The sequence below is a fragment of the Flavobacterium sp. A45 genome, from assembly GCF_002001005.1.
Lineage (GTDB): Bacteria > Bacteroidota > Bacteroidia > Flavobacteriales > Flavobacteriaceae > Flavobacterium.
Genome location: NZ_MUNX01000063.1, coordinates 1 through 23,807 on the forward strand (window position 1 = coordinate 1; position 23,807 = coordinate 23,807).

A 23,807-nucleotide genomic window follows, 5' to 3' on the forward strand; every position below is an offset into this window, starting at 1 on the left:
TCATTCATTTAAAGTAAATTATATTGTAATGAAAACTGCATTCAAAAAAAAAATACTTTCTCTTTTTGTTGTAATAATTTTCAATACGACATTTACAATCAATGATCATAATTCTCCAAAAAAAGAATTTAAAAAAAACTACCTTCAAAACACCTACTTATCTACGTCTATTTTCATAACAGACTCCCCCATAATCAAAGCAACTGGAAATCAAATATATTGTCCCAAATCCAGCATTAAAATAGTCACAGATATAAGTATTAATGACCCTGCAGAGAATAGCATTAACGCAATAAATATCCAGATATCCTCAGGATACGTAATAGGTGAAGATTTATTAACTCTTACAGGCTCACATCCAAGCATAATATCAAATTGGGATACAGAAACAGGAAAACTATCCCTTACGAGTTTAAATGGAAATCCACTACCTCATTCAGATTTTATCAAGGCTGCAAAGGATGTCGAATTTAGAAACAGTTCTGCAACACCAAGTGGCATTCGAAATTTCTCCATAAATTTAGGCAAATCAAATTACCTTCCCTCAACCAACCATTACTATCAATTTGTTTCCAATCCTGGTATTTCATGGGGAAATGCTAAAAGAGCTGCCGAATCAAGTTCTTACTATGGATTAAAAGGATACTTAGCAACTATTACCACATTAGACGAAGCCAAATTTGTGGGAGAGCAACTCTCCGGAAACGGCTGGTTAGCTGGAAGTGACGCTCTAAAAGAAGGAGAATGGAGATGGGAATCTGGACCAGAAACAGGAACAATTTTTTGGAACGGATATGAAGCAGGTTACACCTCAACTTTCGCATATTGGAATAACTATAAAGAACCTAATAATGGAGGAGTTATAAAAGACTTCATAACAGGAATTGAAAATTACACCTATATAACAGATCCAGACAATGGTAAAAAAGGGACATGGAACGACATAGAACTTTATGGCGTGAAAGACCCAACAAAGTTCAACCATCCAAAAGGATACATTGTAGAATATGGAGGTATGCCTGGAGATCCCCCACTACAAATGTCAGCCAGCACTACTTTAACAATGCTTGCAATTACCGGCACGACAGCACCTCAAATTTGCAATTCAGGGAGTAGCAATCTCGAGGCCACAACCTCTGCAGGAACAATCAATTGGTATGACACTGCAATTGGCGGAAATACAATTGCCACTGGTACAAATTTCAAAACACCAATCTTAAACACCTTAACAACCTATTATGTAGAGAGCACTATTACCGGTTGCAAAACCCAAAGAACTCCAATTGATGTAATAGTAAATTCTGTCCCAAACATAACTTCTGAAACTGTACTTTCTCCTGTTTGTGGTTTAGGTATTTTTTTCTTAAAAGCTACAGCTAATGAAGGAATAATAAATTGGTTTCCAACAAATTCAGGAGGTACTATTTTAGGAACTGGATTCACTTACATTACGCCACAAGTTTCTACAAGCACCACTTTTTACGCAGAAGCAAACAACAATAACTGCATATCATTAACAAGAACACCATTTAAAATTGAGATTTATCCGCTTCCTCCAGTGACAGATCAACAAGTCCCAATATGCATTCCTGGTTCAGTTGAGTTGAATGCCTCTATTCCCAACATGACTTATCTTTGGAACACCGGTGAAACCTCTCAAACCATTGACGTTTCAACAATTGGAATTTATACAGTAGATGTAACCAGTCCAGCCCCAGAAAACTGCACTAACACAAAAAAAATTACCGTAGCAGAGAACAACAAACCCGAAATAAAGAATATAAAAGTTAACGAAACAACCGTAACCATAGAACTAATAAAAAGTGAAGATTATTTTGAGTATTCAATAGACGGCGTTAATTATCAAAGTTCAAATATTTTTACGAATGCTCCCAGCGGATTACAGACTGCTAATGTTCGAGAAATTAATCAATGTAGTTTTGATAGCGAACCTTTCATAGTCATCATTGTGCCAAAATATTTCACTCCAAACAATGACGGATTTAATGATGTCTGGGAAATAAAAGGATTATTAAACTATCCCTTGGCTGAAGTCACTCTTTTTGATCGTTATGGAAAATTAATTACCAAACTCAATAATCGTAATCGAAGCTGGGATGGCACTTTTAACAAAAGTCCCTTACCTGCAACGGATTATTGGTATGTATTAAAATTGGATTCAAATAGCCCAGAAGTCAAAGGACATTTTTCATTGAAGAGATAATTACAGATTCTTTTTCTCTTGAATTTTATTCAAAATAAAAAGATAGTCTTCTTGATTGTTTACAAAATCACGATCGGAAACATCTATCACCAAAACATTCAAATCCGTTTGGTTTTTGATGTATTCCAAGTAACCTCTGTTTATTTTTTCCAGATAATCAGCCGTAATATCCTGTTCATAGCTTCTGCCTCGGTTTTTTATATTTTGTAATAAACGAGTTGTATTTTGATAGAGATAAATATACAAATCAGGCTTTGGCATTTCTTTATAAATAATATCAAATAGTGTTCGATACAATCGAAATTCGTCTTCTTCCAATGTAATTTTAGAAAACAGTAGCGATTTAAAAATATGGTAATCGGCAATAATAAAATCTTTGAACAAATCAAATTGTGACAAATCATCCGATAACTGCTGGTATCTATCCGCCAAAAAAGACATTTCTAGCGAAAAAGCATATCGCCCTTGATCTTCATAAAATTTAGGCAAAAACGGATTATCGGCAAAACGTTCCAAAACTGTTTTCGCATTAAAATCCTGAGCCATTTTTAGTGCCAAAGTTGATTTTCCCGCACCAATATTACCTTCTATTGCAATGTAATTATACTGGTTCAATATTACTGCATCCAAAGGACATTTCAATTTTTGGACTACTTTACAAATACTGTCATCAGGCGTAATCAGGATTAACTCTGAAATTGTTTTTTTTAAAACAGGATGTACCCAATCTAATTTCAAATCCTGAAAAGGCAACAGAACAAATTTTCGGTTTTGCATTAGCGGATGCGGAATTTTAAGATGCTCAAAATCAAGAATTCCATCATCAAAAGCAATCAAATCTATATCAATAATCCTAGATTGATAGCCCACATTTTCATTGCGAATACGACCCAGTTTTTTTTCCACTTGCAAAGCCAACTCCAAGATTTTCTGAGCAGAATAAGCGGTATGCATAACCAAGGCGCAATTATAAAACGCCTCACTTTCAAAACCCCAAGAAGGAGTTTCATATAAATTCGAAACTTTTATAATAGTACCGATTTCACGATGAATCAATTCAAGACATAATTCTATGTTTTTCAAACGATTGCCTTGATTGCTCCCTAGAGATAAAATAACTTGATGCTGTGATTCCATATTAGGCACAAATTAAGGAAAAGAATTTTATAATAACAGTATATTTGCCCAGAGTGTTTCAATTTATTTTCAGCATTAACTGTAACAAATCAGCACTTTTTACTACTTATTAAAAAAAATATACTATATGAGATTTTTAGGAAATGTGATGGCTACCATTATTGGTATTTTTATTTTTTTCATGTTGTCTTTCTTCGGTATAGTTCTCATCGGAACTATTTTTGGAGGAGAATCTGAGGGGATTGAGGTCAAAAACAATTCGGTTATCGAATTAAACTTAGAGCACATCTCCAATGATTATGCCGGAAAATATAAAGACCCTTGGATGGATGTCTTTTCAGAGAAAAAAAATATTGGCCTTACCGATATCATCAATGCCATTGCTGCCGCAAAAACAGATAGTGACATTAAAGGTATTTCAATTTTGAATGAAGATTCATCATTGGGATTAGCCCAAACCAAAGAGTTAAGAGAAGCTTTGAATGATTTCAAAAAATCAGGAAAGTTTGTTATGGCCTACGCCAATAATTATTCCCAAAGAGATTACTATTTAAACTCTGTTGCCAACACCATTTACTTAAATCCTGTCGGTGATTTTGATTTTAAAGGACTATCTACAGAAATAATGTTTTTCAAAGATTTACAGGAAAAGTCAGGAGTAAAAATGGAAGTTATTCGTCATGGGAAATATAAAAGTGCCGTTGAGCCTTTCCTAGAAAACAAAATGAGTGATGCCAATAGAGAGCAGACTACCGCTTTGTTAAATTCTGTTTGGAGTTCAATCCTTAAAGACATCTCAGCAAGTCGTCATATATCCATCGTGCGATTAAATGAAATCGCAACTGGTTTATTGGCTCGTACTCCGGAAATGGCCAAAGCCAACAAACTTATCGACATTGTCGCTTATGAAGATATGTATCATGATGCCATCAAAAAAGCTTTGAAAGTTAAAGATGATGAAGATTACAACAAAGTTTCAATAACGGATTATGCACAAAAAGTAGCTACAACATCCCTAATTTCAGACACAGACAATCAAATTGCGGTAATTTATGCGCAGGGCGAAATTCAAAGCGGTGAAGGTGATGTCAATGTAATTGGAGAAGGTTCTATGCGACGTTCATTGCAAGAAGCCAGAAAAAGCAAAGACATAAAAGCCATTGTACTTCGTATTGATAGTCCTGGTGGAAGCGCCTTGACATCTGATTTAATATGGAGAGAAATTGAATTAACTAAAAAAGTAAAACCAGTTGTAGTATCGATGGGAAATTATGCTGCTTCAGGAGGATATTACATCGCTTGTAATGCCAATACCATTTTTGCAGAAAATAACACCATAACAGGTTCAATTGGCGTTTTTGGAGTTTTACCCAACTTTAGCCGCTTGTCTACAAAAATAGGAATCAACACAGAGCAAGTAATGACCAATGAGAATGCTAATTACAGCCCATTTGTTCCTTTGAATGAAAAATTCAAAGGCGTAACACTGGAAGGTGTTGAGAGAGTATATAAAACATTTGTAACTCACGTTGCCGAAGGACGAAAAATGACATTTGCCCAAGTAGATTCAATTGCTCAAGGACGAGTTTGGACTGGTTCGGAAGCCAAGAAAATTGGATTGGTGGATAAAATTGGAAATTTAAATGACGCTCTGAAAGAAGCCGCAACATTAGCAAAAATCAAGGATTATTCCACACAAAACTTCCCGGTTTATGAAAAAGATTTTGCCGATGTTTTTGCCAATTTCCCTTTTGCAAAATCAAAAGAAGCTTTTATAAAAGAAGAATTAGGAGAAGAAAATTATTTTATTTTGCAACAAATTAAAACAATTCAAATGCAAAAAGGAATACAAGCTCGAATGCCTTTTGAGATTTCAATCCATTAATTTTTTTAATAATAAAACTCAAACCCTTTCCGTTTTTGAACTGAAAGGGTTTCTTTTTATGATAATTTTACAAAACAACTAATTAATAAACCTTTATTTTTGTAAATAATAACCCAAATTACTAAATCTCTATGCTAAAGAAAATTTTAAAAATCGTTGGAATTGTATTGGTTGTATTTACAGCTTCCTTATTTGCAATTCCTTATTTCTTTAAAGACCAAATAAAAGCCAAAATCACTGAGGCCATCAACGAAAAAGTAGATGCTAAAGTTTCTTTTGCAGATGCAGATTTGAGTTTATTCAAAAATTTCCCAAAAGCAACTGTAACCTTAGACAAATTACTGATTATCAATAAGGCTCCATTTGAAGGAGACACTTTGGTTTCTTTAGGCGAATTGAATTTAAAAATGTCAATCAAAGAATTATTCAAAGGCAAGGAAGAAGCAATGGAAATTGAAGGAATAACTTCGAAAAACGGTTTTATCAATATTATTTTCAACAAAGATGGAATCGGAAATTTTGACATTGCCCTGAAAGATAACAAACCAAAAGAAGAAGGTAAAAGCGAGCCTATGTTGTTGAAAATTCAGAAATATCAAATTGAGAATTTCAAGTTTCAATACTTCGACGAATCTTCACAAATGAGAATGGTCATTGACAGCTTGAACCATGAAGGAACCGGAGATTTTAGCAACTCAAAATTGGATTTAGATACCAAGTCAACGGCTAAAGTTTCATTTGACATGGGCAAAATCAATTACATGAAGAATGTCGCCTTGTCATTGGATGCTGTTCTTGGAATTGATTTAGAGAAAAGCAAATACACTTTTAAAGAAAACAAAGCCTTAATCAATCAATTACCATTGGAGTTTGACGGTTTCATTCAAATGGTCGATGCAGGACAAGTTTATGATTTGAAATTCAAGACACCAACTTCCTCATTCAAGAACTTTTTGGGGTTGATTCCAGCTGCCTATTCTTCGAGCTTAGATGGTGTGAAAACAACCGGAGATTTTACGGTTAACGGTTTTGCCAAAGGTATGCTTACCGATACGACGATTCCAAAATTCAACATCGCTATTGCTTCGAACAACGGTTCGTTCCAATATCCGAGCTTACCGAAATCAGTTCAAAGTATAATAATCGATACCAAAATTGTGAACGAAACGGGTATCATGAATGACACTTACGTTAATCTAGACAAACTTTCATTCCGAATAGATCAAGATGTTTTTAATGCAAAAGCTAAAATCAAAAACATCAGTACCAATGCTTTGGTTGATGCAGCTTTGAAAGGAACCATCAACTTGGCGAATCTTTCTAAGGCATACCCTATCAAACTAGACAAACCGCTTACCGGAATTTTGAAAGCGGATGTGACAACAAAATTTGATATGGCTTCGGTAGAGAAAAGCCAGTACCAAAACATAAACAATGCGGGGACCATCGGTTTAACTGGATTTAATTATGCTGACGCCAATGGCAAGAATATGACCATCAGCAATGCCTTAGTACAATTCAACCCAAGCCAAGTGCATCTGAAACAATTCAATGCCAAAACAGGAAAAAGTGATCTTAGCGTAACAGGAGTTTTGGATAATTTTTATGGTTTCATGTTCAGAAAACAGGAGTTGAAAGGGAATTTCAATCTGTCTTCAAACCAACTTGCTGTTAGTGATTTCATGACAACCAGCACTGCTCCAACGGCTACAGGAACAACTGAAGCTACAGCGGCAAAAACAAAGAAATCAGAACCATTGAAAATCCCGGCTTTCTTAAATTGTACGCTTACCGCAAAAGCCAATACCGTTTTGTATGACAACTTAACACTGAAAGATGTTTCGGGAAAAATGATTATCAAAGACGAGAAAATTACTTTGGAAAATATAAAAACTTCCATTTTTGGAGGAAATATAGGCGCCAGTGGATCTGTTTCCACAAAAGGAAAAACACCGGTTTTTGACATGAATCTTAATTTAAATCAAGTCGATATTCAACAAAGTTTTACTCAATTGGATATGTTGAAAAAAATAGCGCCAATTGCCGGAATCGTAAACGGAAAAGTAAACACCACCATCAAATTAAATGGAAATCTTGATGCTACTGAAATGACACCAGATTTGAAAACAATTTCAGGTGATTTGATTGGACAATTGCTTTCTACAACCATAAACTCCAACAATTCGACTTTGTTAACAGCATTGACTTCTAATTTGAAATTTATTGATTTAAACAAAGTAAATCTTAATGACATCAAAGCAGCCCTTACTTTCAAAGACGGAAAAGTAAACGTAAAACCATTTGAAATCAAATACCAAGACATCAAAGCGGTTGTGGGCGGTTCTCATGGTTTTGACCAAAATATGGACTACAACATCAAATTTAATGTTCCTGCCAAATACCTTGGCAAAGAAGCCAATGCCTATATCTCAAAAATGTCACCAGCTGATGCTGCCAAATTTGAGAACATTCCTGTAACAGCATTGATGACCGGAACATTCAGCAATCCAAAAATCTCATCGGATATGAAAACGGCAGTGACTAACTTAACAATGCAGTTAGCCAAACAACAATCGGATAAATTGCTTAAAAAGGGAGGCACAGCATTGGATAAATACCTAAATACCAACGCAAAACCAGGCACTGACACCACTAAAACCAATGCACAAAAAGAAGACATTAAACAGAAAGCCAGCAGTTTAATCAACGGTTTGTTCAAAAAGAAAAAACCCGCGGAACCTACAACACCTGCAACACCATAAATTGTTTTAATCAAAACTATAAGCCGCCTACAATTTTTATGTTGTGAGGCGGTTTTTTATTAGCCTGATTTTGGACAGAAAGATTTGTTTTTTTACCATTATCCAACTAAAATTAGGATTAACGCGATTGCAATAATTATTATTTATATTTGATATAAGATAAAAGAAACAAACTTTCACCAATCTACCCCAATTCTGTGTGTGTATCCGAAGGTTTGTAGAGCATATTTAGGAGTTATCAACAATTATAAGACAACAATATGACAAACATTGAAAGCAATAAAATATCTAGAACAAGAAATTTAATTCTAATTGTTTTGTCTTTACAAATATCATCTTGTATTGGACAAGTTAAAGAAAAACCGGTTAATCATACAACAGAAAATGGAATAAACAATAAACCAATCAATTCAAATCAAAGTACAACCTTTCCGCAAATTCACACCAATTTAAATGGAATGGTAAGGGAGTTTGTAAGGACAATGTATCAAGACAAAAAAGGGAACTATTGGTTTGGAACAAATGGAGATGGAATTATACGCTATAATGGACAAATACTTGAAAGAATCACCATTGTTGGAATTAGTCCACATTTTAGGGTTTTAGAGATTGTAGAAGATAAAGTAGGTAATATTTGGTTTGGAACATCCGAAGGACTCATAAAATACGATGGTATAAAATTTAAAACATTTTCATTCAAAGAAGGACTGCCAGGTGTGAATGCGGAAATTTGGGGTTTAACAATTGACAAAAACGGACTTATTTGGGTTGGGGCGACAGGAGGAGTTAGTCATTTTAACGGTGAAAAGTTTATACCTTTTTTGTTGCCAGTTTCAAAAGTCGAAAATGCAAAACCAATGCTATCTGACAAATTGGTTTTTAAAATCATAGAAGACAAGAATGGAAATATGTGGTTTGCTACTGATGGGAATGGGATTTTTAAATATAAAAATGGAGAATTTATTCATTTAACAGCTAAAAATGAACTTACCGACAATAACGTTGCAGATATTTTAGAAGACAAACAAGGAAATATTTGGATTGGAACTTTTAATGGCGGTGTGAGCAAATTTGATGGTAAAACATATACCAACTTCACAAAGGATGAAATTATTGCAGGTGTAGAATCTTATAATTTTTATGAAGATAGCAAAGGGAATATTTGGTTTACGGCTGAAGGTTATGGCGTTTACCGTTATAATGGCAATAATTTCAAACAATTCACAACTGAAGATGGCTTGACATCCAATGTCACACAAAGTATTTTCGAAGATAACAAAGGCCAAGTATGGTTTGGAAGCTGGCAAGGATTAAGTATTTATGATGGAAAAATAATTTTGAATGCTAAAGACAAAGAAACTTGGACGAACTAAAATAACTGTTGCTAACAGCTCTTACAACGGATTTGGTCAATTGACTTAATGAAAAGTAGTTTTTGTATTTGATCTGATTTGCTTCGCCTGTTCGCTATTGCTCGAATGGCAAATCCGAAAAATAAAGTTTAATTTAGTCCTAAACCCGCTTTAGTACCAGAAACCCTAAAAGAGGCATCGTAAACTAAAAACAACCAGAAATATAATAGACAATTTACTGACTAATATTTCGCTGCTTTTTTTTACATCTGCAAAATTTTAATCACATTGACTAAGTGCAATGATTATTCTACTTTTAGCCTTCAAAAAAAAAAATTACATTTATTTACAATCCTTTTACATATTTTTTATACCATTTAAGTATAGAGAAAATAATTTTGCTTAATAACAATAAATCAAAAAATAATGAATTCAAAAATTTTAACCTCTAAACCTGTTTGGGAAAATGGAATTTCTTTAATACGGATTTGTGCAGGGATAATGATTATAATGTTTGGCAAAGAAATCTTTGATGAAGCAACAATGAATGACTACACCAAATTTCTTACTGATGTTGGTTTTTCTTCACCAAGATTTATGCTAACTCTTGCAAAATTAACTGAGTTGATTGGAGGAGCTTTCCTAATAGTAGGTCTATTTACTCGAATTGTAGTATTCCCACTAATGATGACTATGTCAACAATAGTATGGTATATGTCAGATGGTAATTTCTTTAACGGAGGAACTGCTTCTACATTTTTTCTTTTGTTCCTTTTGTTTTTGTTTTTTGGTTCAGGAAAATTTAGTTTGGATTATGTTTTTTTTGATAAAGCAAAAATGAATACAAACAAATAATTTAGTTAGTGAGAGCTCTAAAAAATAACTGCACAATGACAAAAAGAATTGAAATATTAGTCATCCTATATTTTCTGACTATTGCTCTATCTAATCAGATTTTCGGACAAAATACCTTGACAAAGGAAATACTTTGGACAACAGATTGGAGTCCTAACGGAAAGCACATTGCAATTGGAGGCAATATTGACACTTTAAAAATCTATAACGAAGGAAGTCTAAAAACATACAAGTCATTTCCAATAAAGAACACTATTACACGTATTAAATGGCATCCGTCAATGAACATTATTGCAGTTACAACTCAAATGTCTGACGAAAAATCATTTATTCTCAATTTAGAAACAAATGAGAGAATTGAGTTAAATTACATCTCACCAGACGGGGCAAGGGGACTAGGTTGGAACTATACAGGTGAATATTTAGGTATTACAGACAATGATGGACAAATATTAATTTATGATATTAAAGGTAAATTAATCAGAAAATTTGTAAATCAAGTTAACTCAACCAAAGGAATTACAGCACTTGATTGGCATCCTAAAAAAAACATTCTTACAACTGTAACAGACAAAATACGCTTTTTTGACATTGAAGGAAATTTATTAAAATCAATAAAACATCGACAAGAAGAAGTAATGTTGTTAAGTATCGCTTGGCACAAAACAGGCAAATTTTTTGTAACGGGAGATTATGGAGATGAAAAAGACAAATCATTACTACAATATTGGAATGACCAAGGCGAACTTTTAAAAACCATTGACATCAGTCAAGGGGAATATAGAAATTTGGCTTGGAATCCAAAAGGTGACAGGCTTGCATCGGCAAGTGACGCATTAAGAATTTGGGACACAAAAGGAAACCTTATTTCAGTAGGTAATTCGAAAGACTATTTATGGGGTGTTTCTTGGAATGAAAAAGGAAACAGAATAATTACATCAAGTTTGGAACAAAGAATAATACTTTGGAATAATAAAGGAGAAAGAATATTAACAGTGGAATAAAAGGGTAGCCACTAATAGCCGTTTTGCCTTAGTGAATGATTCAGCGGAAATACGTTTCTCATAATATTTTCTACAAAGCCGAAATTGAAAACTTACGAAGTACACTCCATCTCAAAGCGAAACGTTATTTTTTATTGGATTTTACCTGTGAAATTATTGAAGAACATATTTTACGCCCTAATGCCACGTGAGGGATCACTTCACTATAGATTTATTCTCATAGGAGTTCAGTGAATTTCATTTGAAGCTAGCTACCGGAGTAGCGCGGATAGCCAGACCCCAAAATATTTTTAGAAATTATAGTTTTAAATTTCCAACCTCACTACATAACCCTCGAAACTTCGGACATTGAAAACGGTCCCTTCTTCAAAAATGAGGTATTGCCCTTTGATCCCTAAGAGCTTCCCTTTGAAATTAGGTTCTTTGTCAAGGTTTAGACTGTTTACTTTTTTGGGATAATTCAATACTGGAAAATGCATTTGGTAAACGTCATTTTTCTCCAAATGATAAAATTCCTGCACCTCGGCGGGGATTAACTTTTCGAGTTTTAATTTTTCGGCTACTAAATCCACATGAACTATGTCGTTTTGGATCATTTTTCGCCAATTGGTTTTATCCGTATAATGGCTTTTGAGCGCTACCTCGGTAATTCCAGCCAAGTAACGATTGGGTACTTCAACAATGGAAATGGCCTGGCTCGCGCCTTGATCAATCCATCGTGTGGGTACTTGAGTTTTTCGGGTCACCCCTACTTTTACTTCACTCGACAATGCCAAATAAACAATATGGGGTTGCAATTGTACTTGTTCCTCGTAGGCCAAATCACGATCTTCAATCCCAAGATGGGCGGTGCTCAATTCGGGTTTCATAATCCAATCACCCACTGCTGGACTCGAATAGAAACAATCATAACAGAATCCTTGACGGTATATTTTTTTCTTTTTGCCACAATTCAAACATTGGTATCCCTCGAAGCTGATTTCCAACTCTTTGTTCAATACTTGATTCATGTTCAAAAAACTATTTTCGAAAACCAAATAATATTGAATAGGATCTCCAAATTCGGTTTGCATTTTAGAAAGTACGCCTTGGTAAGTCATTGAGATTATTGATTGAAGATTAACGATTTTTGATTATTTGATTTCAATTCCTAAATTGGAATCTTTACCACAAATAGAAGTGTTTTTTTTATAAAAAAACACTATTTTTGGTACTATTGCAAAGTTAGCATTTGTGAATCTATTTTCAAATCTTAAATTGGCAATCATAAATTAAAATCAAAACCCATGCCTTTATCAATTATCAATTCCATTGCTTCTTGGTTTTTAAAACAAAGAATTCACCAGATTGAACTGTTCCTCAAATATCCCAACGAGGTACAGGAAGAATTGCTAATGAATTTAATCCGTTCATCGGAAGAAACGGTTATTGGCAAACAATACGATTACTCATCCATAAAATCATACCAAACCTTTACCGAAAGAATTCCAATTTCGACCTACGAAGATTTGGAGCCATATATAGATCGTACCCGAAAAGGCGAGCAAAATGTACTTTGGGAAACCCCAATAAAATGGTTTGCCAAATCGAGTGGCACGACCAATGCAAAAAGCAAATTCATACCGGTAAGTAACGAAGCTCTTGAAGATTGCCATTACAAAGGGAGCAAGGATTTGTTGTGCATGTACTTGAATAATAACGAAGAATCTGAAATGTTTGTAGGCAAAAGCCTTCGTTTGGGAGGAAGTTCTCAAATTTATGAAAACAACAATACTTTTTTTGGAGACTTGTCGGCTATTTTGATTGAGAATATGCCTATTTGGGCAGAATTCAGCAGTACGCCCAGCAGTAAAATTTCTTTGATGAGCGAATGGGAAACCAAAATAAGTGCCATTATCAATGAAACCATAAATGAAAATGTAACCAGTTTTGCGGGTGTTCCTTCTTGGATGCTGGTTTTAATGAATAAAGTATTGGAAGAAACTGGGAAAACAAATCTGATGGAAGTTTGGCCCAACTTGGAGGTGTACTTTCACGGTGGTGTAAGTTTTGATCCTTACAGAGAACAATACCACAAAATACTGCCTCACAACCAATTTAAATACTACGAAATTTATAACGCCTCTGAAGGTTTCTTTGCCATTCAGGACTTGAATAATTCCAGTGATTTGTTGCTAATGCTGGATTACGGAATCTTTTATGAATTTATCCCGATGGATACTTTTGGTACTCCTGAACAAAAAGCTGTTCGATTAGCGGATGTGCAGTTGTTTAAGAATTATGCCATGGTGATTACTACCAATGGTGGTTTGTGGAGATACTTAATAGGCGATACCGTTCGATTTACTTCCTTGAATCCGTATCGCATCCGAGTTACAGGACGTACCAAACATCACATAAATGTTTTTGGCGAAGAATTAATGGTAGAAAACACCGATCAGGCTATTGCCAAAGCCTGCCAAATCACCCAAACCGAAGTGGTTGATTATACCGTTGCCCCTATTTTTATGAAAGACAAAGAAAAAGGAGGTCACGAATGGATGATTGAATTTAAAAAAAATCCAAAAGACATTGTCGCTTTTCAAAAAGCTCTGGACGAAACTTTACAATCTTTAAACTCCGATTACGAAGCCAAGCGTTACAACAACATGACTCTTAATCCACTGGTTATTAACGTGGCAAGAGAACGATTGTTTTATGACTGGCTTAAAGAAAGTGACAAACTTGGAGGTCAACACAAAATCCCAAGATTATCCAATAAAAGAGATTATCTTGAACAATTGAAAAAGATGCAAAATTAAACTGCTTAAAAAAAAAATCAATCCTTTGAAAATATCTTCAAAGAATTGATTTAAAGCGATTTTAAATTTTTATTTTAAAAACAATTACCTAATAACTGATTGATTACTGATTCTCCAATATCTTTTTTAGGTTTGTCAAATTTTGAGTTTCAGCATCTTCTATAATGTTTATTCCAATGAAATTCATCAAATTCTTTGGATAAGAAGAGTTTCCATAAAACTCAAAAGTAACTTTTGTCTGATTATCTGAGATAGACTCCAATAAAGTACTGGCCTTATTATCCCCTTTCATTGGTCTTTCAAAATGCAAATCGACATCAATTCTCTCTTCAGAAACAGCAGTAATTAGTTGTGAACCTGCTCCAACATTATCATCTTTACTATCCCAAGAAGCTTTGAATCCAACAGTTCCATCAACACCTTGATAGTTCATAGTTACATTGGGATCCTCCATCACCCAAATACTGTAATTCTCTTGGTTTTTGACCATTTTTACATAATCGAAAACCTCTTTCCTTGGCTTGTTGATGGTTGTCGAAACCGAAACAGTATAATCGTTTGGAATAAAAAGTGCTATCAATAACAACACAGCTATGAGTCCAACAACCACTATACCTAAAATTTTAAGTATCTTCATAAAATTCGATTATTTATTTGGGGCTTCATCAAAATTAACCATCCAATGAATCCCGAATTTATCCACAAACATTCCAAAATAAGCTCCCCAAAAGGTTTTACTCATCGGCATATAAGGATTTCCTCCCGCTGAAAGTCCGTTGAAAATCCTATCGGCTTCATCAGTGCTTTCTGAATTGATTGAAATCGATACATTTGATCCAAAAACAGCTTCTCCGCTAGCATCATTACTGTCGCTTCCCATTAACATAGTATCGCCAATCGGCAAACATACATGCATGACTTTATTTGCGTCTGCATCTGACAATTTCGGGCTGTTTCCATCCAAAGGCATATCACTAAATTTTCCGATATACGGAAACTCACCTCCAAAAACTGACTTATAAAATAGAAATGCTTCCTCACAATTTCCATTGAAAATTAAATACGGATTTACTGCTGCCATAAATTTTTAAGTTTTAAATTGTTTTTATTTAGTCACTAAGATTCTTAGAGGCTTAGTCTCTAGTTTATTTTTTTTCTGAAAGTTCTTTTATTTTTTCAAATGCTTTAGGAAAAACTTCCCCAAAGTATTCAATATATTTTTCAACCATATCCATCGTGCCTTCAAGCAAAGTTCCACGTTCAGTAGATGTCAGACGATAGGTTTCCATGGCATCAGACCATCCTTGTTCAGATGTATCAGCGGGCAATACGTTAAAATCTTTAATCTCTGATAAATGCTTAAAAGCCATATAATCATTTTCCACTTTCTTAGAAATAACACTGTTCATGCCCATTCCATCTGGTGTCAAAAAAAGAATAACATCCCCTTCGTTCCAATTGCTTTCCGCATAAGTCCCTTCACAAAAAACATTAGCCCACTCGCGATAGCTTTTGTCATCCCATAAAGTTTGCCAAACTTTTTCTTTTGGAGCATCGATAGTAATTTTAAATTCTAAAGTTTTCATGCAGATATATTTATTATTTTTATTGGTAATATGCAATTAGCATCTCTATATTTACATTTAAAGACACTCTGTATACTTTTTGAAATTATCCAAAATCGCTTGCCAGCCTGCTCTTTGCATTTCTTCTGAATTTTCATTTTCGGGATCGAAACTCTCAATAATTTCTACTCCATCTTCCAGACCAATAAAGTAAACATCTACTTTCCGGCCGTCAGCCAATTTATACTCTATAAATGAATGTGTTTTTATCTCTATATATTCTCCTTCAAAATCGAAACTCATTGTTCCATCTTTTGAAGCCATAATTGACTTGAATTTTCCGCCAACTCTCAAATCATTTTCAGCATAAGGTGTGTGCCAATCCTCGGATGCATTATTCCATTTTGTAATATGTTCTGGAGTAGTCCAGAATTTCCAAACTTCTTCAATTGAAGCTTCTACTTTGCATTTAACCGTTATCATAGCAAATTATTTCCCATAAATTTACAAATAATCTAAACGAAAACTCTTTTTTAACAATAAAAAAACCTGCTTTATTGACAAAGCAGGTTTAGTATTATCTATTTATTATTAAACTTATGAAGCTATCTCCAAACGTTTCAATAGATTTTTGTTCAAAGTTTCTTTGGCGTATTCCATATCAATTTCTAATTTTTTATCATCAGAACTTGGTAATTCATACATCGCATCAGTAAGGATTGCTTCGCATAACGAACGCAGTCCACGGGCTCCTAATTTGTATTCTAAAGCTTTTTCTACAATAAAATCCAAAGCTTCATCAGTAATGGTGAATTCAACCTCATCCATTAAAAACAACTTTTGATATTGCTTGATTAAAGCATTTTTAGGCTGGGTCAAAATGGCACGCAAAGTTTCTCTGTCCAAAGGATCCATATGTGTCAAAACAGGCAAACGTCCAATGATTTCAGGAATTAATCCAAAATCTTTGATGTCTTTTGGGATAATGTATTGCAACAAATTGTCTTTGTCGATATTATCCACATTTTTGGATGTAGAATAACCTACAGCCTGACGGTTCAAACGTTTTGAAATAATACGTTCCACTCCATCAAAAGCACCACCGGCAATAAACAAAATGTTTTGAGTGTTTACCTCAACAAATTTTTGATCAGGATGCTTACGACCACCTTTTGGCGGCACATTAACCACAGTCCCTTCCAATAATTTCAATAAAGCTTGTTGCACTCCTTCTCCCGAAACATCACGAGTGATTGAAGGGTTGTCGCTTTTACGTGCAATTTTATCAATTTCATCAATAAAAACGATACCTCTTTCGGCTTTGGTTACATCATAATCGGCAGCTTGTAAAAGACGAGTTAGAATACTTTCAACATCTTCTCCAACATAACCTGCTTCGGTAAGCACTGTTGCATCAACAATAGCAAGTGGTACATCCAACATTTTGGCAATCGTTTTGGCTACCAATGTTTTCCCTGTTCCAGTTTGCCCCACCATGATGATATTGCTTTTTTCAATCTCTACTTCATCGTCCAATTGCTGTTGCATTAAACGTTTGTAGTGATTGTAAACCGCAACGGACATCACTTTCTTGGTTTGCTCCTGTCCAATAACGTATTGATCAAGGAAAGCTCTAATTTCTTTTGGTTTCTTTAAAATTAAATCACCAACTAGTTTCGAACCTCTATTCGTTTTTAATTCTTCCAGAACAATTCCGTGCGCCTGTTCGATACATTTATCACAAATGTGAGCATCGATACCCGCAATCAATAAATTGGTTTCTGGTTTTTTCCTTCCGCAGAAAGAACATTGTAATACTTGTTTTGCCATCTTTTTAGATTGCAGATTTCAGATTGCAGATTTCAGATTGCAATAAACTGCTATCTAAAATCTGTTATCTGTTATCTAATTTAACTTCTTCTCAACACTTCATCAATCATTCCGTATTCTTTGGCTTCGTCAGCAATCATCCAATAATCGCGCTCACTGTCTTTGTGTACTCTTTCAAAAGTTTGTCCTGAATGTTGAGATATAATTTGATATAACTCATCTTTCAATTTCAACATTTCGCGCAAGTTGATTTCCATATCAGTTGCAACTCCTTGAGCACCACCTGATGGTTGGTGAATCATTACTCTTGAATGAGGCAAAGCCGAACGTTTTCCTGCAGCTCCTGCGCACAAAAGAACTGCTCCCATAGAAGCGGCCATTCCTGTACAAATTGTAGCTACATCCGGTTTGATGTATTGCATCGTATCATAAATCCCTAAACCTGCATAAACACTTCCTCCAGGTGAATTCAAATAAATCTGAATATCTTTGGAAGCATCAGCACTTTCCAAGAACAATAACTGCGCCTGAACGATGTTTGCAATCTGATCATCAATTCCCGTGCCAAGAAAAATAATTCTGTCCATCATTAATCTCGAAAAAACATCCAATTGAGAAATATTCAACTGACGCTCTTCTATAATATAAGGAGTCATATTTTTTGGATTCATCGCAGCCACTATTTTATCATAGTACATTGCATTTACACCTTGACCCTTAATAGCAAATTTTTTGAATTCTTTTCCGTAGTCCATTTTAAAAAGTTTATATGTTTATAAGGTATATTTTTTAATATTTTTCTGTCCAAATGGTAAAGCAAAGGTTGTTCCTTTTTGTTTTTTGTGACAAACTGTCTCGTTTTTCATTATATCAATACCTATTCAAACAAAAGAGCGTCAAAACAAAAATCTTTTGACGCTCAAATATACTTATTTTTTTATAAATTATTCTCCGTAAGAAGCAGCAATAAACTCTTCATAAGTCACTTCTTTAGTAGTTGGGTTCGCTTTTTCCTTGAATAATTCAAGTAATTTAGCTGCAACAACTTGGTCAGAAAGTCTTTTTACTTCTTCTTGATTAGACAATACTCTTGCTACAATTCCTTGAACTTCTTCGTCAGTTGGATTTGTTTGTCCAAATTGAGCCATTTGCTGTTTGATTGCATTTGTTGTAAATGATTTCAAATCTTCAAAAGTAATTTGGATATTGCTTGAAGCCATTGCTTTTCCTTCAATCAATTGGAAACGCAATCCTCTTTCAGATCTTGCATATTCTACGATTGCTTCTTCTGGAGTCAATTGTTTTTCTCCTACAGTCTGCAACCATTTGATTAAGAATTCAGATGGTAAATCGAATTTTGTGTTTTCAATCAAAAATTCCTGAACATCTGCCAATAATTTTTGGTCAGCTTGCTGTGCAAATTGAGCTTCAGCATCTTCTTTAATTTTTGCTTTTAAATCTTCCAAAGAAGCAACTTTTCCTTCTCCGAATAATTTGTCGAATAATTCTTGGTTCAATTCAGCTGGCTCTGAAACATTAATAGCGCTGATAGTGAAATCAACATCAATTGCCAAATCATGTACATTATCGTGACCTACTTTCAAGTAATCCATCAATTGGTGATCGTCTTGAAATAAACCTTTTGTATTTACTGTTACAACATCTCCAACTTCTTTTCCGATGAACAAATCAGCAGTCGCTTTATCTTTAAATACATCTAAAGAGAAAGTCGTTTGGTTATCAATTCCGTTTTCTGTATTTACAAAAGTACCCGCGATATCAGAATCTGCAGTAACTTTTTCAACAGGATTTGCATTTCCAAATTGTTTTTGGATACGTGCTACTTGACCATCAATTAATTTATCATCAGCAGTAACAACATATTTTACGATATCATTTTTAGCTTCAAGATCCAATTCAAAACTTGGCACTAAACCAATTTCGAATTCGAAAACCAATTCTTCAGCATCCCAGTTAAAGTTTTCGTTAACTTTAGGAAGTGGAGTTCCCAAAAGATTTAATCTTTCAGATTGCACAAAACGCTCTAAAGCCAAATCAACAACTTTCTTTACTTCTTCTTGTTTGATAGCCTTACCGTATTGTTTTTCAACAAGGTCTTTAGGCACAGCACCTTTTCTAAAACCTTTTACAGTCGCCAAAGGCATTTTTTCGTTTATTCTTTTTGCTACTTGTCCTTTGTAATCCATGTGAACAACTGTCATTACAATCGTTTCATTCACAGCGTCTATTGCTACTCTTTTGATATCCATCTTCTTCTTTAATTTACATTATAAAATTGGGTTGCAAAATTATGAATTTTTTGCAACCCAAACAAGTATTTTAAGATTTTGAATTTTAGACAATTATTTAATGAAATCAGGAGAAAATATATCTCTCAACATTGTCAAAAATTAACCGTAAAAGAATCACTAAGCTTTGCGAACATTGCGCTTCCTTTGAACTATCTGCGGTTAAATTTTTGAGTTATAACTTAAAATCCGAACCGTATCACCAACTGAAACAGTCCCTAATCCCAGTCCAATGACATTTTGACCAAATAAAACTTTATTGCCAAAATTTCTATACTGAGCCAATGTTTTCAATGGATCTTTTCCAGAAACCATTCCCTTTTCTTGATCCACAGTCGTCATCACACATCGGTCACAAGGCTTTACACCAATAAAAGAAACACCTCCAATTTTAAATTCTCTCCAAGCATCCTCTTCAAAAGCTTCTCCATTGGTAAAAACAAAATTCGGTCGAAAACGATTCATTGGAACTTTAACTTCCAATCGCCCGTTCAAATCATCCAATGAAGACTGTCCAATAATCAAAAAAGGATAGGCATCCGAAAAAGAAGTGATTTCATTACCCGTAATAGCATAATCTGGATCTAATTTTCGTTCACTTTCATCCGGCATATACACCAACCGGACCGAAAACCCCAAAAGTTTGGTAAACCAGTCGGTAATCGTTTGACTCACTTCATAAGCCTCAATCGTATCATCCCAAACTGTAACTTCAATTTTAGAAGCTGCGTCAAAAAAAACAGGTTGCAACTGAATATCTATTGATTCCAAAAGCACTCTGTGCGTAATCCTCAAAAAATCTCCTGCAATTTCTGGCTTAAAAAGAGCCAATTCAGGATATTCTCTTTGTGACAAAAACCTTCCGTCATTATCTACTAATAACCAGCGGCGGTCCAATTCCAGACCACGATCGGTAACTTTGGATTCCTGCAATGGGATTCCTCCTAATGATTTCACAGGATAAACCCAAATTTCTGAAAGCTGTAACATAACATTATTTTTTTTTCAAATCTACAAATTAAACTTCTACACAAGAGTCAATAAATACCCTAAAACAGAACCGCCAATTACGATAAAACTACTATTGATATTTTTAAAACAAAAAGCAATAGCAAGGCTCGTTAATCCGATACAGATGGTTCTCCAATCTGTAATTGTTGTCACTACCAGATCCACACAGACTGCCAAAATAATTGCTACAGATGCAACATTTACCGCATCCAAGAAAACAGCGAATAGTCTAGAATTCCTCATTTTCTTCACCAACGGATTCAACAAAGCAACAAACAAAAACGAAGGCAAAAAGATTCCGACAGTTGCCAGTAAAGCCCCAGTCCAATCATTAATTTGATACCCAATAAAAGTAACGGAAGAAAATACCGGGCCAGGCGTAAACTGTCCTACCGCAATCGCATCTATTAATTGATGACGCGATAAAATTCCTGTTGTAACTAATTCGCTATCCAAAAAAGCAAACAAAACATAACCACTTCCATAGAGAATGGCTCCAATTTTTAGAAATATTAAAAACAAACTCCAATTGGAAACCGAAGCACTAGGAGAAATTGAAAAAGGAAAAGCTACAATGGGCAAAAAATTTTGATCAATATTTTGAAATGGTTTATTTTTTATTCCAAACACGAATAAAGCCAAAAACCCAGCACCAAACAATAAGTACAATTCGTTAAAATTCAACAATGATAATATCAAAACTAGGATTCCAATTATGTATAGTTCAGCTGTTTTTAATGATTTTTTAGCCAAAGGAAAAATAGCAAAAAGAATTATCGCAATTATAGCCGGCTTTATTCCATAAATAAACGGCTGAATTTCTGGAAGTTGTCCGTACTTTTTGTACACCCAAGCAAAAAAACCCGTTATCAATACTGCCGGAAAAATAAAACAAAGTCCGGCAACTATCAATCCTCTCCAACCGGCTTTTTCCTGACCAATATGAATTGCCATTTCGGTACTATTGGGACCAGGAATCAAATTGGTAGCGCCTACCAAATCCAAAAAGTGTTGTTCGGTTATCCACTTTTTCTTGGTAACTACTTCCTCTTTCATCATTGCGATATGAACCGCTGGCCCACCAAAACCAATAGTCCCTAATTTTAAAAACAATTGAGCAAGTTCCTTCAAATTATTATTCATTTACTTTAAAAATACTTATTACTACACAGAGACCCTTAAAAACGCATTATACTGTTCATTCCCAAAATTAAAACAAAAAAAACAGCCTTATCAAAGGGCTGTTAGAAAAATCAATCTTCGAAATTTAATTTATTTTTTATCACTCTTCCTTTCGGTCATAGCCATACCACATTTTGGGCACTTACCTGCTTTGTCAGATGCAGATCCATCCATAGTACAAACATATTTGCTTTTTGCGACAGTAGTAGCTTTATTTTCTTTTGCAGTAGTGGCATGTACCGTTTCTTTACTCGCCACCAAATCCATTCCACACTTACTGCATTTTCCTTTTTTATCACTCACTACTTTGGGATGCATCGGACAAGTATACATTGTTTTTTGAACTTCTTTTTTAGGGGCTGTAGCAGTCGTTTGAGCTGACGCGGCTGTCCCCATAGCAAAGAAAGCCATTAAGGCAATAATTAATGTTTTCATGATTTTATTATTATTTTTGATTAAACTTTATTTGAATTACTTTTTTAATTGTTAAGTTGAAAATCTTTATCGAATAATAATTATAAAAAAACTGCATTCGGCATTCCATAGAATACTAAATGCAGTCAATATTTATATCAAGAGTTCATGTTGTTCATTCTATTAAAATCTTTGAACAAAATTACATTATCCCAACTTCAAAATAAGAAGCAACATTAACAGTTTTAAAAATACCAAAACTATTTATCACCAATAATAGAATAAATAATAGACTGGGATAATGACAATATAATACTAAAAAACATAGCGACCCAAAATGTATCGACGGTAAACCCTCCCACAATCTTGGTGCATAATAAAATAATCAAGGCATTTACCACCAATAAAAACAACCCTAAAGTCACAATTGTAAAGGGCAAAGTCAACAGTACCATTATAGGCTTAATAAAAATATTAAGCAACCCCAAAACAACAGCAACGACCATTGCTGTGTAGGGCCCAGCTACTTGTACTCCCGGCAAAAAATGAGCAATTCCAAAAACCAATACAGCGGTAACAATTATTCTTATAATTAAATTCATAATCAAGTCTTTTAAAATTTTAATAAATATAATAAATTTTCAATACTATACTAATTTATTTTAAAAAATCACTTGCTAATTCATAAAACATTGTAGGGTTTTCGGCATGCAACCAATGTCCAACATTAGGAATTGTCGCTACTGTAGATACTGGAAAATGTTTTTTAATTTCATCAAAATCGCTATCAAGTATATAATTAGAACTTCCTCCACGTATAAAAAGTGTTGGCTTTTCAAAAATCAAATCCGAAGCTAATGCCTTACCGATTTCATCAATTTTTTTATTAAAAGCGTTCAAATTAAATCGAAAAGCCAATTGCCCTGGTTCTTGCCAATACAAGCTTTTCATCAAAAATTGACGAGTCCCAAAATCGGGTATATACTTTTTCATTATTTCCTCAACCTCAGTCCGACTTGGTTTAACTGAAAAATCAACAGCATTCAATCCCGCCAATATATCCTGATGATGAGGAGCATAAAACTTGGGACCAATATCAGCAACTATCAATTTATCAACTAAATTAGGATAGGACGTAGCCAAAAGCATGGCCGTTTTCCCTCCCATCGAATGTCCAATTACATCTATCGATTCAAGACCGTTTTGCTGACAATAATCGAAAACATCTTGAACCATAATTTCATAACTAAATTCATCCGAATGAAAACTGCGTCCATGATTGCGCATATCCAACAGATGCACCTGAAAACCATCGGCGACAAATTGGACTCCTAATGTTTTCCAATTGTCGGACATTCCGAGAAAACCGTGAATTATAAGCAAAGCTTTTCCAGAACCTTCAATTTTTGAGTAGAGCATTTTGATTTTAGATTGCAGATTTTAGATTGCAGATTGCAGAATTCAAACCCTACATTT

The 23,807-nt window shown here is 34.3% G+C and carries 21 protein-coding genes; 7 read left to right on the top strand and 14 right to left on the bottom strand.

What is annotated here, in order from left to right; translation table 11 throughout:
* A partial coding sequence (locus B0E44_RS05445; protein ID WP_371594688.1) for a T9SS type B sorting domain-containing protein occupies positions 1-2,224 on the top strand: 2,224 nt, incomplete at its 5' end.
* Here the strand turns inward: B0E44_RS05445 and folK are convergent.
* Positions 2,225-3,361, bottom strand: coding sequence for a 2-amino-4-hydroxy-6-hydroxymethyldihydropteridine diphosphokinase (folK, locus tag B0E44_RS05450; protein WP_077371241.1), 1,137 nt, complete (start codon positions 3,359-3,361; stop codon positions 2,225-2,227). It abuts the gene before it with no gap.
* 127 nt (positions 3,362-3,488) lie between these two features.
* Here folK and sppA point away from each other — a divergent pair, with 127 nt between their 5' ends.
* The 5 genes from sppA (at position 3,489) to B0E44_RS05475 (ending at position 11,219) form a co-directional block, all read left to right on the top strand.
* Entirely contained in the window at positions 3,489-5,246 is a 1,758-nt protein-coding gene (sppA, locus tag B0E44_RS05455; protein WP_077371243.1) for a signal peptide peptidase SppA, read from the top strand.
* A 131-nt stretch (positions 5,247-5,377) separates the two neighbouring features.
* The gene (locus B0E44_RS05460; protein ID WP_077371245.1) at positions 5,378-8,008 is read left to right on the top strand and encodes an AsmA-like C-terminal region-containing protein; all 2,631 of its coding nucleotides are present in this window, start codon (positions 5,378-5,380) and stop codon (positions 8,006-8,008) included.
* A 260-nt stretch (positions 8,009-8,268) separates the two neighbouring features.
* Positions 8,269-9,381, top strand: a complete 1,113-nt coding sequence (locus B0E44_RS05465; RefSeq protein WP_077371247.1) for a two-component regulator propeller domain-containing protein — start codon at positions 8,269-8,271, stop codon at positions 9,379-9,381.
* A 405-nt stretch (positions 9,382-9,786) separates the two neighbouring features.
* The gene (locus tag B0E44_RS05470; RefSeq protein ID WP_077371249.1) at positions 9,787-10,215 is read left to right on the top strand and encodes a DoxX family protein; all 429 of its coding nucleotides are present in this window, start codon (positions 9,787-9,789) and stop codon (positions 10,213-10,215) included.
* A 35-nt stretch (positions 10,216-10,250) separates the two neighbouring features.
* A complete protein-coding gene (locus B0E44_RS05475; RefSeq protein ID WP_077371251.1) occupies positions 10,251-11,219 on the top strand; it encodes a WD40 repeat domain-containing protein in 969 nt (322 codons plus the stop codon).
* A 305-nt stretch (positions 11,220-11,524) separates the two neighbouring features.
* Here B0E44_RS05475 and B0E44_RS05480 read toward each other — a convergent pair whose 3' ends face one another.
* A complete protein-coding gene (locus tag B0E44_RS05480) occupies positions 11,525-12,319 on the bottom strand; it encodes a DUF2797 domain-containing protein (RefSeq protein WP_077371253.1) in 795 nt (264 codons plus the stop codon).
* Positions 12,320-12,505: 186 nt separating this feature from the next.
* Here B0E44_RS05480 and B0E44_RS05485 point away from each other — a divergent pair, with 186 nt between their 5' ends.
* A complete protein-coding gene (locus B0E44_RS05485; protein ID WP_077371255.1) occupies positions 12,506-14,020 on the top strand; it encodes a GH3 auxin-responsive promoter family protein in 1,515 nt (504 codons plus the stop codon).
* 103 nt (positions 14,021-14,123) lie between these two features.
* Here B0E44_RS05485 and B0E44_RS05490 read toward each other — a convergent pair whose 3' ends face one another.
* The 12 genes from B0E44_RS05490 to B0E44_RS05545 form a co-directional block, all read right to left on the bottom strand.
* Positions 14,124-14,657 carry an SRPBCC family protein gene (locus tag B0E44_RS05490; protein WP_077371257.1) on the bottom strand — a complete coding sequence of 178 codons (534 nt, stop codon included), beginning with the start codon at positions 14,655-14,657 and terminating at the stop codon, positions 14,124-14,126.
* 9 nt (positions 14,658-14,666) lie between these two features.
* On the bottom strand, positions 14,667-15,101 hold the full coding sequence (locus B0E44_RS05495) for a VOC family protein (RefSeq protein WP_077371259.1): 435 nt from the start codon (positions 15,099-15,101) through the stop codon (positions 14,667-14,669).
* Between the two features lie 64 nt (positions 15,102-15,165).
* Positions 15,166-15,606 carry an ATPase gene (locus B0E44_RS05500; protein ID WP_077371261.1) on the bottom strand — a complete coding sequence of 147 codons (441 nt, stop codon included), beginning with the start codon at positions 15,604-15,606 and terminating at the stop codon, positions 15,166-15,168.
* A gap of 57 nt (positions 15,607-15,663) precedes the next feature.
* Entirely contained in the window at positions 15,664-16,068 is a 405-nt protein-coding gene (locus tag B0E44_RS05505) for an SRPBCC family protein (RefSeq protein ID WP_077371263.1), read from the bottom strand.
* Between the two features lie 114 nt (positions 16,069-16,182).
* The gene (gene clpX / locus B0E44_RS05510; protein ID WP_077371265.1) at positions 16,183-17,415 is read right to left on the bottom strand and encodes an ATP-dependent Clp protease ATP-binding subunit ClpX; all 1,233 of its coding nucleotides are present in this window, start codon (positions 17,413-17,415) and stop codon (positions 16,183-16,185) included.
* Between the two features lie 80 nt (positions 17,416-17,495).
* The gene (gene clpP, locus B0E44_RS05515) at positions 17,496-18,170 is read right to left on the bottom strand and encodes an ATP-dependent Clp endopeptidase proteolytic subunit ClpP (RefSeq protein WP_077371267.1); all 675 of its coding nucleotides are present in this window, start codon (positions 18,168-18,170) and stop codon (positions 17,496-17,498) included.
* 189 nt (positions 18,171-18,359) lie between these two features.
* Entirely contained in the window at positions 18,360-19,685 is a 1,326-nt protein-coding gene (locus B0E44_RS05520; protein WP_077371269.1) for a trigger factor, read from the bottom strand.
* Positions 19,686-19,886: 201 nt separating this feature from the next.
* Positions 19,887-20,714 (bottom strand): MOSC domain-containing protein, encoded by an 828-nt coding sequence (locus tag B0E44_RS05525; protein ID WP_077371271.1) that lies wholly within the window; start codon positions 20,712-20,714, stop codon positions 19,887-19,889.
* Between the two features lie 36 nt (positions 20,715-20,750).
* The gene (chrA, locus tag B0E44_RS05530) at positions 20,751-21,878 is read right to left on the bottom strand and encodes a chromate efflux transporter (protein WP_077371273.1); all 1,128 of its coding nucleotides are present in this window, start codon (positions 21,876-21,878) and stop codon (positions 20,751-20,753) included.
* 129 nt (positions 21,879-22,007) lie between these two features.
* The gene (locus B0E44_RS05535) at positions 22,008-22,352 is read right to left on the bottom strand and encodes a heavy metal-binding domain-containing protein (protein ID WP_077371275.1); all 345 of its coding nucleotides are present in this window, start codon (positions 22,350-22,352) and stop codon (positions 22,008-22,010) included.
* A 239-nt stretch (positions 22,353-22,591) separates the two neighbouring features.
* Positions 22,592-22,933: a phage holin family protein gene (locus B0E44_RS05540; protein WP_077371277.1), complete on the bottom strand. Its 342-nt coding sequence runs from the start codon at positions 22,931-22,933 to the stop codon at positions 22,592-22,594.
* A 55-nt stretch (positions 22,934-22,988) separates the two neighbouring features.
* Positions 22,989-23,750 (bottom strand): alpha/beta fold hydrolase, encoded by a 762-nt coding sequence (locus B0E44_RS05545; protein ID WP_077371279.1) that lies wholly within the window; start codon positions 23,748-23,750, stop codon positions 22,989-22,991.
* Positions 23,751-23,807 lie beyond the last annotated feature (57 nt).